10 protein-coding genes are annotated in these 13200 nt (G+C 45.6%); 7 read left to right on the top strand and 3 right to left on the bottom strand.

Annotated features, from left to right (window positions below):
* Nucleotides 1-135: 135 nt before the first annotated feature.
* Nucleotides 136-1218: a sugar phosphate isomerase/epimerase family protein gene (locus P0M28_RS01440; protein WP_302207624.1), complete on the bottom strand. Its 1083-nt coding sequence runs from the start codon at nt 1216-1218 to the stop codon at nt 136-138.
* Between the two features lie 75 nt (nt 1219-1293).
* Nucleotides 1294-1428, bottom strand: coding sequence for a hypothetical protein (locus P0M28_RS01435; protein ID WP_302207623.1), 135 nt, complete (start codon nt 1426-1428; stop codon nt 1294-1296).
* Here P0M28_RS01435 and P0M28_RS01430 point away from each other — a divergent pair.
* Both P0M28_RS01430 and P0M28_RS01425 read left to right on the top strand, forming a co-directional pair.
* Nucleotides 1427-2638 (top strand): hypothetical protein, encoded by a 1212-nt coding sequence (locus P0M28_RS01430; RefSeq protein ID WP_302207622.1) that lies wholly within the window; start codon nt 1427-1429, stop codon nt 2636-2638. The two genes, P0M28_RS01435 and P0M28_RS01430, sit on opposite strands and share 2 nt — an antisense overlap.
* Nucleotides 2639-2946: 308 nt before the next feature.
* Nucleotides 2947-3198: a hypothetical protein gene (locus P0M28_RS01425; RefSeq protein WP_302207621.1), complete on the top strand. Its 252-nt coding sequence runs from the start codon at nt 2947-2949 to the stop codon at nt 3196-3198.
* Between the two features lie 94 nt (nt 3199-3292).
* Here P0M28_RS01425 and P0M28_RS01420 read toward each other — a convergent pair whose 3' ends face one another.
* Complete coding sequence (locus P0M28_RS01420) at nt 3293-4675, bottom strand: sigma-54-dependent transcriptional regulator (protein ID WP_302207620.1); 1383 nt, start codon at nt 4673-4675, stop codon at nt 3293-3295.
* 254 nt (nt 4676-4929) lie between these two features.
* Between P0M28_RS01420 and P0M28_RS01415 the strand changes: the two genes are divergently transcribed.
* From P0M28_RS01415 to P0M28_RS01395, 5 genes are all read left to right on the top strand, one after another.
* Nucleotides 4930-7281: an FG-GAP repeat domain-containing protein gene (locus tag P0M28_RS01415; protein WP_302207618.1), complete on the top strand. Its 2352-nt coding sequence runs from the start codon at nt 4930-4932 to the stop codon at nt 7279-7281.
* Nucleotides 7278-8663 carry a hypothetical protein gene (locus tag P0M28_RS01410; protein ID WP_302207616.1) on the top strand — a complete coding sequence of 462 codons (1386 nt, stop codon included), beginning with the start codon at nt 7278-7280 and terminating at the stop codon, nt 8661-8663. The genes P0M28_RS01415 and P0M28_RS01410 overlap by 4 nt, the downstream gene beginning before the upstream one ends.
* A gap of 26 nt (nt 8664-8689) precedes the next feature.
* Nucleotides 8690-9733: a hypothetical protein gene (locus tag P0M28_RS01405; protein WP_302207614.1), complete on the top strand. Its 1044-nt coding sequence runs from the start codon at nt 8690-8692 to the stop codon at nt 9731-9733.
* A complete protein-coding gene (locus P0M28_RS01400) occupies nt 9723-10595 on the top strand; it encodes a hypothetical protein (RefSeq protein ID WP_302207612.1) in 873 nt (290 codons plus the stop codon). Before P0M28_RS01405 ends, P0M28_RS01400 begins: the two co-directional genes overlap by 11 nt.
* Before the next feature lie 142 nt (nt 10596-10737).
* Entirely contained in the window at nt 10738-13143 is a 2406-nt protein-coding gene (locus P0M28_RS01395) for an ABC transporter permease (protein WP_302207609.1), read from the top strand.
* The last annotated feature ends 57 nt before the right edge of the window (nt 13144-13200 follow it).

The following is a 13200-nucleotide window of genomic DNA, read 5'->3' as shown; positions in this document are numbered from 1 at the left end:
GTGACGGCTCTTTATCTATCGGGAAGAAATAACCCCAATCAGAATAGTGATTAGGCAATATTAGAAACTTTTGCTTTGCTGCACGATTTTAGTAGAACCACTCAGGAAAGCGCTGCTGAGATACAGGGAGGTATATTACGACTGATACTCCGCCGCCAGGTTATCTCTAACTTTTTCTAGTAACTCCCGGGTTTTTGTGATGCCCTCTTCTTCGCCCAATTCGCTGCCTTCGTATTCCACCCCAACAAATCCGCGGTACCCGTGATCCAGAACAATTCGCATTATTTTCTCATAGTCGGTATGAGCTTCCTCTCCTTGCTCATTAAAATCGTGGGTTTTAGCACTGACGGCTTTGGCGTAGGGCATCAGTTCTGCCACTCCCTGGTAGCGATCGTATTCTTCTTCGCAGGGTGGGTTGGGGTTTTCTTGAGTGGGGTATTCTCGCTTTACGCAAAAATTACCAAAATCGGGTAGCGTACCCACACGGTCATTTTCAGCCATTTTCATTACTCCGGCCAACCATTCGCCATTGCTCGATAGCCCCCCGTGGTTCTCTACCAGCACGTTAATGCCAGCACTGTCGGCGTATTCGCCCAGTTTGGCTAATCCATCGGCAGCTAGTTTTTGCTGCTCTTCGTAACTGCCGCTACTTTGAGCATTTACCCGGATAGAGTGACAACCCAGGTACTGGGCAGCATCTACCCACTTATAGTGGCTTTCTACGGCTTTCATCCGTTCGGCTTCATCGGGGTTACCAAGTTCGCCTTCCCGGTCGCACATAATGAGTAAAGCTTGGGTTCCGGCGTCAGCACAGGCCTGTTTAAGATCGGCCAAATACTGAGTATCTTCAGCTTTGTTGTAAAAAAACTGATTAACAAATTCTACCCCTTCAAACCCTAGATCACGGGCTTTCTGCGGGAATTGGAGGTTGTTTAACTGACTATTGGCAATTACTCGTTCGTAGTCAGTATCATAGAGTTTAGCGCGTTCGGGCCAGGGCAGTGCTTGCATAGCCGGATTGAATAATGCTTTATTCAATGACCACTGAGCCAATGAAAGTTTGTACAGTGGCTCAGTGGAAGTAGACATCGCAACGGATGAAGACTCTTCGCTATTTTCGGTTTCGCTTTGAGTAGTGTTAGATGAACAGGCAGCACCAAACAGTCCAGCTCCGGTGATTACTAAAGATGATCGCTTAATGAATATTCTTCGTTGCATGGGCGTTTTTTTGCTCTAATTTACAATTTTAGTCGTATTACGGTATTCAAAATGAAAACTTATGCAATAAAACAGCTAGAAGATGAGCAATTTGGTCAGTGAGATGCGAGAAACGCTATCAATGACTGATTTATCAGCGTAAAACGCTAGTTTTGGCATTGTGCTCTTTTCACCGTCCGTATGTTCCGCTCGTAGAATAATACCTATCATGAAATTTGGAGTAGTACTAATGCTCGTATGCTTACTTTTTTCTGGCCAATCCGCAACAACTAATCGGGGGGAAGTAGTAAACCACCAGGGAAAATACCTTTGGTCGGGTAGTGGAGAGGCATTTGTTCCGAACTACGTAATGATTGATGTAATCGGTAAACTGCGTAACGAAGACAACTCTAATAATCTGAGTCTGATTACAGCAGAGCAGGTAGATAAATTTATAGCAATATACCTGGAAGAGCACGGATTTAACGGCGCACACATTCCTGTCTACGGGCAGTGGTTTCATATTGGCAACAACAAAGTAAGTCAGGGTGACCGTAGTATTGACCAAGCAACCTTTGATAAGCTCACGATGATTATTCGTAAAGTATACGAAGCCGGAGGCAGTACCCACCTTTGGCTCTGGGGAGATGCTTCCCGAAGCCAAACTTCTAAAAGCTTGAAAGGCGGTATTATGGGAGCGGAGGAAAAAGAATTGCTCAATGAAATTTATCGGCAGCTTAATCCGCTACAAGGCTGGTCAATAAGCTATGGCTTTGATTTGTGGGAGTGGGTTGACGAGAACCAGCTTAGGGCGTGGCACGATTATCTGTGGCAGAAAGACGGTTGGAACCACTTGATTGGGGCGCGGGCTTCTAAAAATAAGCTGGATCAACTTTACGAAGGAATGGATTACGCTAGCTATGAATATCATAAGCCTTGGTACGAAGAGCTTCGGGAAATGAAGGAAAAGCGACCGGATAAACCAACATTTTCTGAAGACCGGTACCGCATTCGTACTCCCAGCAAGTATCCGAAAAAAGATTATGATGAAGAAGAAACCCGACGGGGGCTTTGGCACCACACTCTGGCCGGGGGCGTCGCGGCCATATGGGGCAACCTAGATGGTACAGGTGAGTACGAAAATAAGGAGGCATTAAAGTGTTTTTCGGTATTCTGGAACGATAAGAAACGGTTTAAAAAAGATATGGTGGTAGACACCACTCTTTCCGAAGCTTACTGCTTAACCGACAATACTCACTTGGTATTTTATCAGGAGAACACAAGTACGATTGATTATCGCTTTACCGGAAAGCCTAAAAATGTCATTGCTGTTGATGCTAGAAAGCGTTACCAAGAAATCGATTTAAGCACGCTAGGCGCAGGAAAGCATACATTTACCGCGCCGTACCCATCGGATTGGGCACTGTGGCTCGAGGAATAGCACAGGATTTGAAAAAGATTTGTAATCAGATGTTTCCTATTAGATGTAAGACAAGTAGTGCGGTTTTTTCGTTCCAAACTGCTGAGAAATTGAGCGAGGTAGCGTTCAACGGACGCACCATTATGGCTTACCCGGCTGATTTGAGTTTATTTCCCCATAATGGTGATACCGTATTTGTAGAGTCATTCTTAAGGTCTGCAGGAGTATTTGATAAGGAAAATGGGTTGGTCAACTCAAGAATTTTATTAGACTTTTATAGCCCAACTACGGAAGAAGCATTGGGTAGGTCGGTCAGATTTTGCCAGTAGTTGCAGGCCTATGGCTACAGCGATTGGTACTTACCGGCTATTAGCGAGTTGGATACCGTTGTCACCGAATTAGGCTTACTGGATTCGCTAAAACAATTTAACGTCTACTACAGCTCGACAGAGCCGGAACAATACCCTACCATGATTTATACCAAGTCGAGCCTTGCTGGTTACGACGAACCGTTTAGTGTAGATGAAAAGTATGGTCATCGCAACGATGACCTGAAGTGCCGATGTATCCGAAGCGAGTAGCTACACCCAAACTCCTCCTCGCAAGTATGTCACTGCCTAGCCAATGAGTTCAGTAACGACCGCCGGAATAAATCCAAGCTTAGCATAAAACACCCTAAACCCCATATTTCTTCATTTTTCGGTACAAAGTACTGCGGCCTAAGCCCAATTCCTCGGCAGCTTTGCTGAGGTTTCCTTGGTGTTTTCGGATGGCTTCTTGGATGGCTCTTTTCTCTACCTCGTCCATATTGAGGGAATTGGTTGTGGGAGAGAGGGCTTTCTTACGCTGAGAATCTACCAACAGATCGGAAGCTTCCAGGCTGGTACTGTTGCTCATAATTACGGCTCGTTCAACAGCGTGCTGCAACTCCCGGACATTACCCGGCCAGGCATAGCGTTGCAAAGCACTAATTACTAACGAACGGAGCGAATCAAACTGCTTGTGATACTTCTTACCGTAGACTTGGAGGTAGTGATTTACAAGTAGCGGAATATCCTCGGGGCGCTCACGGAGTGAGGGAATACTAACCTCTACTGTATTAATTCGGTACAATAAGTCCTGCCGAAACTGTGGGGCGTTCCCCTCCGATAGCGCGTAAATGGGCTGGTTGGTGGCACTAAGTAGCCGTATGTCTACTGGAATAGGCTGATTAGTGCCTACTCGAATAACTTCTTTACTCTGGATAGCTGTTAGCAACTTCGCTTGTAAAGCAGGGGAAAGGTTACCAATTTCATCTAAAAAGAGCGTGCCGCCCGAGGCAACTTCAAAGCGACCAGCCTGGGCTTCTACCGCTCCGGTAAAAGCTCCCTTGCTGTGTCCAAACAGCTCCGCTTCAAACAAGGTCTCACTAATGGTACCTAAATCTACCTTAATAAAAGGCTGCACCGACCGAAGTGATGCCCGGTGAATGGCTCGGGCTACCAACTCTTTTCCGGTACCGTTCTCACCAAGAATCAGAACGTTGGCATCGGTTTGGGCAACTTTCTCAATGGTTTCAAATACCGGGCGCATAGCTTCACTCTCACTCACTATATCAGAAAAGGTACTGTCCAGGTCGTAACTTAGGGCTTGTTGCTGTTTTTTTAGCTTTTCTACCTCACCCTTGGAGTGGCTTAGCTGGCAAACCGAAGCAACTGTTGCCACTAGCTTTTCTTTTTCCCAGGGTTTTGTTAAAAAATCTACTGCTCCTTCTTTCATCGCTTTTACCGCCAGTTCAATATCGCCGTAGGCAGTAGTGACAATAATTTGCACTTTGGGGGTTAGCTCCCGCACCTGCTTAATCCAGTACAAGCCCTCTTCACCGGAAGTTTTTCCCGAGGCAAAGTTCATATCCAACAGTAGCACATCGTAAGGCTGCTTCTGCAAATGAGTAGTAATCTGAGAAGGAGAGCCTTCGGTTTGTACGTGGGTAAAATGCTGCTTCAGAATGAGTTTGGCAGTATAAAGCACCGCTTGGTCGTCGTCTACAATAAGAATATTGCCTGCTTGTTTGTCCATATCAGCCAAGATAGGCCTTGTTTCATTTTGACACAACTGTTAAGTCTTGAGGAGTATGCTTAGAAGGGAAGAAGAACGCTAATGTAATGTATCCGTATACTGCTGGAAAGAATGACAAGGGGGCTGGTTTGCTTACTTGAGGCTCATTTTTAGCAGTAGAGGGTTTTTACAAAAGAAGCTACGATCAGGAATACGCTAATGATCTTTCTACTAAAATCCTTATTTTCACCTCCACAACCTAACTCAGTACTTTTATGAAATATCTGCTTCATAGCCTCATTTTTCTTATCACTACTTTTTCGGCAACTGCCCAATCCCTTTCTCACTGGACGTATATGGAGCTCGATTCTACCCGCGATAAGTGGGGGGATTATGCTGAACCCAATTGGCTACGCTACTTTGGTTTGGCAATGGGCGACCTGACGAACGATAACTATCCTGACATACTGGCGGGACGGCACGTGTACGTAAACCCCGGGGGAGACCTGAGTGGTGACTGGAAAAAACAAGACATTGGTATGAATGTAGACGGTATTTTTGTGGTAGACGTGGATGGAGATCAGTACGGCGATGTGATTGGGATGGCACTGCCTGACGTCTACTGGCTGGAAGCTGAGGACGAAGCGGGAACATCCTGGCGGGCAATCAAAGTGGCCGAAGTACCGGCTACTAGTCATGTTAATAGTCAGGGTTTTACTACTGCCCAGTTAGATGGGCAAGGCAAGCCGGAGTTATTAATTGCCGGGGCGGGCGATATTTACGCATTAACCATACCTAATGACCCAACAGAAGGAGAGTGGCCCCGAACGTTGGTAGGAAAAAATACCTCGGATGAGGGCATTGGTACCGGAGACCTGGATGGAGACGGGGACATTGATATTGCCGCCGGAGGCTATTCTGAAAAGAACAAAGAAGAACCCACTAAAGTAGTATGGTTTGCCAACCCCGGGGGCCGGCCATCCGGCGATGGTAGCGAAAACTGGGAAACCAACGTAGTCGGACGTAGCAATCACGCGATAGACCGAGTAGAAGTAGCCGACTTGAATGGGGATGGGCAAGCTGATATTATCATTAGTGAAGAACGTTATCCGGGAAAAGAGGCCGATGGTAACCTGTTTTGGTACGAAAACCCCGCATCTTCGGAAGAAGAAAAGTGGACAAGGCACCTGGTCGTGACCCAGTATTCAATGAACAACCTAGCCGTAGCCGACTTGGATGGTGACGGAGATAGCGATATTCTAACCAGCGAACACAAAGGGGCTGACCTAGCTCTGCAAGCCTGGAGCAACGATGGTCAGGGAAACTTCACTAAAAACGAACTGGATACCGGAAAAGAAAGTCATCTGGGCACCCAACTGGCTGACCTGGATAATGACGGCGATTTGGATATTGTTAGCGTGGGTTGGGATCAACACCAATATCTTCACCTGTGGCGCAACGATAATGCTGATCCCATCGTCACCTGGAAACATTATTCTACTGAAAACAATGATCTTCCTATTCCTAATAGTGGCGGGCAGCAGACTGCATCGTTGGCTACTGATCTGGATAAAGACGGCGTAACTGACTTTGTGATTACCGAACGTACTGCCGCCCCTTCGGTAGTTTGGTACAAGAAAAATGGGGAAAGCTGGGATAGAATGGTGGTAGAGGACGAAGCTTTACGCATAGAAGCCGGGTCAACCCACTACGATATTGATGGCGATGGCGACGAAGACCTGGTATTTGCCGGGGAAAGTCGCAGTAATGAAGTCTGGTGGTGGGCGAATCCTTACCCCGACTACAGCCAGTCCTGGAAACGCTACACCATAAAGAAATCAGGAAGCAACAAGCACCATGACCAACTCTTCGGCGATTTTGATGGTGACGGACAACAGGAATTAGTCTTTTGGAACCAGCAAGGGAAAGCCCTTTTCCTAGCCGAAATACCCGATAATCCGAAGGAAGTTGAAGAGTGGGATTTTCACCCAATTTATAAGTACAGCACCGATAGCCAGATGGAACAGTTGGGTCAAGAAGGTTATCCCGGTTGGAAAGATGATAACGAGCACGAAGGTCTAGCGAAAGCTGATATTGATGGGGACGGAATCATGGACATTGTGGGTGGAGGACGCTGGTTTAAGCATACAGGCGACGGAGAATTCTCGGAAAATATTGTGGATGCTTCCTACGTCTTCACCCGTGCCGTAGCCGGACAGATTATAGAAGGAGGGCGACCGGAGATCGTTTTGGTAGTAGGGGATGGGGTAGCTCCCATGATTCTCTACGAATACCAGGAAGGAACTTGGCATAAAAAAGAAATAGTTGCCAGCTTGGATAATGGGCATACTATTGATCTGCTAGATTTTAATCAGGATGGGCACTTAGATTTGTTCTCAGCCGAGATGCGCTTCGGTGAGGGAAACCCTGATTCTAAGATACGAATACTGCTCGGAGACGGACAAGGAAACTTCAATGAACACGTAGTGGCTACCAGCTACGGCGTACACGAAGGCCGCTTAGTTGACTTGGACGGTGATGGCGACTACGACGTGCTCGGCAAACCCTACAGTTGGAAAACCCCCCGCCTCGACGTTTGGATCAACGAAGGCACTCCCAACCCATGAAAAAGAAAGCTATCAAGTTCTCCATCACTACTCCCCCTTTAAAAAAGGGGGTAAGTTGGATTTTTGACGAACTCTCCCATGAAAGTGGGAGATTACTTCGTTCGTTCCTCACTCGTAATAACGTATGTATTACGTTATTGTCTCTCCTTTTACTTAGTTTCAGCGGAGAAGTAATTGCCCAACCCCAACCAGGTGATGTCTTTCGTGAATACCACTGGCTACCATCTCAAGTAGTAGAAGGTGAGAGTTTCCTGCGAGTAGGGGGAAAGCTAGACTATACCATCAATACCGGTCACTTCCCCGCTGAGACTCATCAAGGCGGGTTTATTCCGCTACCGCAGTCAATTGATCTGAAAGATGCAGTGAAAGCAGAGGTAGTAGTAGAGAAAGTACTCAGTCATGAAGGTACCCGGGGACTAGCTATCCAGGTGAATGAAGGCGACTGGCTAACATTGCCCGAAGCCGACAGTATACCAACTCCCGCCTACGACTACATGCATCACTTCAATCCGACGGTAGAAATGCCGCTAGATTATCTGAAGGAAGGAAAAGAAAATACCTTTCGCTTTAAGGTGGACAGCACGCAGAACTGGGGCTGGCCGCAAAACCTACTCTACGGAGTTACCTTCCGCATCTACTACAACCAGGCATCACCCTTTGCTGCTGAACCCTCTCCTGTGCAGGCTACTCCCAGCGAGAATGGTTTGCGCTTTTCACTGAATGTTGAAAATCAAGAAGAAATTAAGCAAGTCGATTACATAGGTTACTACGAAGATGCTGATTGGGAGGGCAATGGGCAGTACCGGCAGTGGCACGCCCACCTGCACCGGGGGCAATTAATCTGCCATATCGGGAGTAGTTCATCTGCGCCATTCACAGTAGATTGGAATACCAACTGGCTTCCCAATCAGCCTGAACCTATGCAAGTGTACGCTCGGATCACTACGAAAGACGGCCTCATTTACGCCACTTCTGCTCTGGAATCTTTAGAGTTACCAATGCGAGATTTTTCAGTAGAGCTATATAAACCTCAGGATGTTCCTGCCCAGTGGGTCACCCGCTCAGGGGAGTTTTCTGAGACTATCAGTATTTCAGAAGATATTCAGCAGGCAACCGACTATCAACTCATCTGGATTAGCTGGAGTCCCTGTTATTCTAATGGAATTCTGTTTAACGATCACCTGGTCTATTCCCGTGAAGATCCTTGCTACGATGCTATGCTTCACGTTATCACCCAAGAAGACACGCACGTATTGCAAGCTGGAAAGAATACGATTACTACCCTGAAAACCCCACTATTCCAGGGACAAATGGTGCACGGAATGGAAGTGCAATGGCCGGGGATTATGGTAAAAGTGCGCTTTGATACGCCTCAAAAATGAAAGCCGTTACGAGAAATAAATTTTTCATGCGAGTGTTCGTTGGACTTGGCTTCGGCTTAACGGCTTTGTTGCTGATGCAGCAGACTTCGTTGGTGGAACCTACGCTAAAAATTGATGTATGGTACGGTACCAACCAGCAGTTTGGTCAACCGGGGCTGACCCAACAATGGGTCAATGTACTGGGGAATGTTCAACCGGATACTTCCCTGCAAACACTTCGCTATTCGCTTAATGGTGGTTCCCATCACACTCTTTCTATCGGAGAAGATGGAAGGCGACTCGCTCGTAATGGGGATTTTAATATTGATCTGCACGTAGATTCGCTTCAAGAGGGAGAGAATAAACTACTGATTACGGCAATAGATTCTTTAGGAAATCAGATAAATGAAACCGTAAATATTCAGTTTACATCGGCAAACCAGTGGACACTTCCCTATGCCGTAGACTGGGATACTGTTCAGCAGATTGCGGATGTGGTGCAGATTGTCGATGGAAGGTGGGAATTGGTTGAGGGTGGTGTTCGAACATCGGAACCTTATTACGATCGGGTACTAGCCTTTGGCGATACTTCCTGGCGTGATTACGAGGTGACTACCTCGGTGATTTTTCACGATTTTACCCTACCTCGCCCTGGCCCACCTACGTTTAATGTAAGCCACTCGGCTATCGCCACCCGTTGGCCGGGGCACGATTTTGATAAAAATCAACCTCATACTAAGTGGTTCCCATTAGGAGCTACCGCCGAATTCCGTCTGACGGATAACTTGGATAGCTGCCGATGGAGAGTTTTTGATGGGGAGAATCTGTACGTAGAAGATACCAGCAAAATAAGAAGCATTGAATTAGGAGTAAAGTATCAGATGAAACATCGAGTATTCACTATTCACGATTCACTAACTCGCTACCAGGTAAAGCTGTGGGGGGATGGAAGTGCTGAGCCTGGCGATTGGGACTTGGTAGCCGAAGAATTTGCTTCCGATAATATTCAATCAGGTAGCGCATTACTATTAGCCCATAATACCGATGTCACCTTCGGCTCATTTTCAGTTATTTCCATAAATGATGAATAAATTCTTCTTTTCAACCTCCTTGCTTTTAGTCGCAATCATTCCTTTTGTTAGTTGCGCTTCGGTTAGTATTGAAGAAGCGATGTACGAAGATCGTCCGCAGTTTGTGGTGAAGACTGCATCGGCTACCTACTGGTACGACCAAGCCGGGGGCGGTCTTTCCTGCCTCATTGACTCGGAAGGAAACGATTGGATTGCTTTCAAGAAAAACCCATTAAGCGAATATCCGGCCTCGGCCGCTGCCGGATTTCGGGGGATGCCTAATTTTGTATTCCAGTCAGATGATGGTGGCGCCGGGCATCCTGGTTTTGATCAGTGTACTAGCGAGATTGTTAGGGAGAATCAGATTCGTACTTACAGTAACAGTGGTAAGTGGCAGTGGACGTGGACTTTTCATGACACCTATGCTACCGTAACGATGGAAAAGGTAGATAGTGAACATGCGTACTGGTTCTTATACGAAGGAACTCCCGGCGGTAGCTATTCGCCCAACAATTTTTACTGGGGAACCGATGAGCTGGGTTATCAAACTGAATTACCGGATTATTTTAAAGAAGAGCGGGCTACGGGTAACTGGCAGTGGGCGTATTTCGGAAGTAAAACCAGTCCCCGTACATTACTACTGGGAATGCAGGAGCCGGATAGTCACGCTGATTTACTTGGCTTCTTGGGTAATACTTCTGAGGGACTCCTTTCACCCGACGGGATGGTGGTGTTTGGCTTTGGTCGTCAGCAAGGAGCGGTTCCGCTCATGACTTCAGTAAATAATACGTTTTACATAAGTTTAGCTGATCTTACAGTATCGTCCTCAGAAGAGCACAATGAAATAGCTGATAAAATCCGACAACTTTTAAGTCGGAATTAAGACCTGGATTGTATCAAAATAGAACAGATGACTGTTACATTCTGGCACATTTTGCTCATAGTATATTTTGTATATATCTGATAGTCAGTAATTTACTATTTCGGTATCATTTTTCGAGGCTATGTAAAGAAATGGCACATTTATGATACGACATACATTCATCGTAATTTTACGCACGCTACGCAAGAATAAGGTATTTAGCTTAATTAACATTATTGGTTTAGCTGTTGGTCTTGCGGCGGGTTTGCTCATCCTTCAATATGTATATTTTGAGCGCAGCTTTGATCAGTTTCATACTGAGAAGAATCAGTTGTTTCGGGTAGGGTACACTGATGAGGCTCGTGATGCTAAGTCTTCAGTATTGCCCCATACGGTAGCTCCTCAGCTAGAGAGCGAAGTTTCTCAAGTAAAAAAGTCCACTCGTCTCTGGGAGCAAAACGGTACATTGGTTATTCAGGGAAGCATCGAACAGGCTTCTTTCAAGCAAACATTCGTCTACACCGATGCCAACTTTTTCTCCATGTTTGACTTTCCAATGCTGTTTGGTGAGCGAACTGAGGTGCTGGCTGGTCTGAAATCAGTGGTGATTACCGAATCAGTTGCCCAAAAGTTCTTCGGTGAGGTAGATCAGGATATTTTAGGAAACACAGTTACACTATACCATATGTTCGGACCTCAGCAGTACCAAGTGACCGGAATTGCTGAAGATTTTCCAGCCAACTCACATATCGATCAGGAAATATTTTTCTCATTCGATGTCATAGATAATGGACCGGAATATCTACGTTATTGGAGCGCGTTTACTACTTACGCTCTTCTGCATCAAGAAGCATCGCCTCAGCAGGTTTCATCGGTCGTGAACACAATTATGAAAAATGCTAACCCCGAAGATTCGGGAGAATTAACATTAGAGCCTATAGCTCAAACGTATCTTCATTCAGAATATGGCAATAGTTTAGGCAGTACCGGTAATGCTCAAATTATTTACATCTTCAGCATCATCGCCGTATTCCTGGTAGTAATTGCCTGGATCAATTACTTAAACTTGGTAACAGCTCAGGCTACCGAACGGGCGAAAGAAGTAGGAATCCGTAAAGTAGTGGGAAGTCAGCGAGTGCAACTAATTAGTCAGTTTTTGCTCGAGGCACTGCTCTTTAACGTAGTTAGTGCATTACTAGCCCTCACTATTTTTCAATTAAGCCTTCCCGCGATTAGTGATCTTTTGGGTAAAGAAATACAGACAGTGCATCTCTTTGGCGAACCATTATTCTGGCTAGCTTTCATTTTGGCAATTATAGTAGGAAGTGTGGTATCCGGTTTATACCCAGCTTGGGTGCTGTCTTCTTATCAACCTATTGCCGTGCTTAAAGGTAGCTTTTCAAACTCTCGCCAGGGCATCTCATTACGGAAAACGCTTATGGTGCTTCAGTTTGTTGCATCGGTGGCACTGGTAGGGGGTACCTACGTTGTTTTCCAGCAACTGAACTTTATGCGAAATCGTAGCCTCGGGCTGAACATTGAGGAGACGCTAATTATAAGTAGTCCGGCGATAGTAGATGATAATTCTTCGGGAAAAATGGCTTCGTTGAAGACCGAAATTAGTCGTTTCCCTTTCGTAAAGAGCGTTGTATTTTCAGGCAATGTACCCGGTAAGAGCTATAACTATAATGTACAGGCAGCACTACCAGGAGAAGATTTTAACGAAGCTCATAGCTATTCCATTCTGGAAATAGACGATCAGTACATCACCGAATATCAAATTCCTCTGGTGGCGGGGCGAAATTATAACGATACCCTAAGCCAAGAGTCAGAGAGGTTACTTATTAATGAAACGGCTGTTCAGCTTTTAGGCTTTGGTACTTCGGAAGATGCTATTGGCAAGTTAATTAAGGTTGGAAACTCTGAGGAACTGCGAGAGATCATTGGGGTCGTTACTAATTATCACCACAAATCGCTGAAAAATGCTTACGAACCAATCATCTTTAATTACAGACCAGAAAATGGGATACTTTCGGTAAAAATAGATACCGACTATGCTTCTACTCCTGTTGCTGCTGTTATTAGCAGTCTAAAAGAAGAATATCTCACATTGTTTCCTGGCAATCCTTTCGAGTACTATTTTCTGGATGAGCAGTTTGATTCTCTTTATCAGGAAGACCAAAGAATAGGTCAGGTTTTCGCCATCTTTTCCGGTTTAGCCATCTTTATTGCCGGACTAGGGTTGTTTGGCCTAACTTCTTTTTCAGTAGCTCAAAAGACCAAAGAAATTGGTATACGAAAGGTACTAGGAGCTTCTGTAGCTAGTCTGTTACGACTACTTTCTCGCGATTTTGCTCAGTTAATGCTGTTGGCACTAGCCATTGGTATTCCGATTGTATTCTGGATAATGCGAGAGTGGTTGGATAACTATGCCTTTAGCATCGACTATTCTATCACCTTGTTTTTGGTACCGAGTGGGCTGGTTTTTTTAATTGGAATGTTGATTGTAAGCACTCAGACGGTAAAGGCTGCCCAGGCTAATCCTATAGAGTCATTAAGGTACGAATAAGGTAAAAACAGAAAAGCAGCTCCAGTTAGAAGCTGCTTTTCATCCATTATAAAAATG

The sequence above is a fragment of the Tunicatimonas pelagia genome (assembly GCF_030506325.1).
GTDB classification, from domain to species: domain Bacteria; phylum Bacteroidota; class Bacteroidia; order Cytophagales; family Cyclobacteriaceae; genus Tunicatimonas; species Tunicatimonas pelagia.
Note: the sequence above shows the minus strand (reverse complement) of the source record. Positions and strands in the feature narration are given on the sequence as shown.

Bases quoted from the DNA above. Each gene is read 5' to 3' on its own strand.
- P0M28_RS01440 (WP_302207624.1), bottom strand. From the start codon at position 1,218: ATGCAACGAAGAATATTCATTAAGCGATCATCTTTAGTAATCACCGGA.
- P0M28_RS01430 (WP_302207622.1), top strand. From the start codon at position 1,427: ATGAAATTTGGAGTAGTACTAATGCTCGTATGCTTACTTTTTTCTGGC.
- P0M28_RS01435 (WP_302207623.1), bottom strand. From the start codon at position 1,428: ATGATAGGTATTATTCTACGAGCGGAACATACGGACGGTGAAAAGAGC.
- P0M28_RS01420 (WP_302207620.1), bottom strand. From the start codon at position 4,675: ATGGACAAACAAGCAGGCAATATTCTTATTGTAGACGACGACCAAGCG.
- P0M28_RS01415 (WP_302207618.1), top strand. From the start codon at position 4,930: ATGAAATATCTGCTTCATAGCCTCATTTTTCTTATCACTACTTTTTCG.
- P0M28_RS01410 (WP_302207616.1), top strand. From the start codon at position 7,278: ATGAAAAAGAAAGCTATCAAGTTCTCCATCACTACTCCCCCTTTAAAA.
- P0M28_RS01405 (WP_302207614.1), top strand. From the start codon at position 8,690: ATGCGAGTGTTCGTTGGACTTGGCTTCGGCTTAACGGCTTTGTTGCTG.
- P0M28_RS01400 (WP_302207612.1), top strand. From the start codon at position 9,723: ATGATGAATAAATTCTTCTTTTCAACCTCCTTGCTTTTAGTCGCAATC.
- P0M28_RS01395 (WP_302207609.1), top strand. From the start codon at position 10,738: ATGATACGACATACATTCATCGTAATTTTACGCACGCTACGCAAGAAT.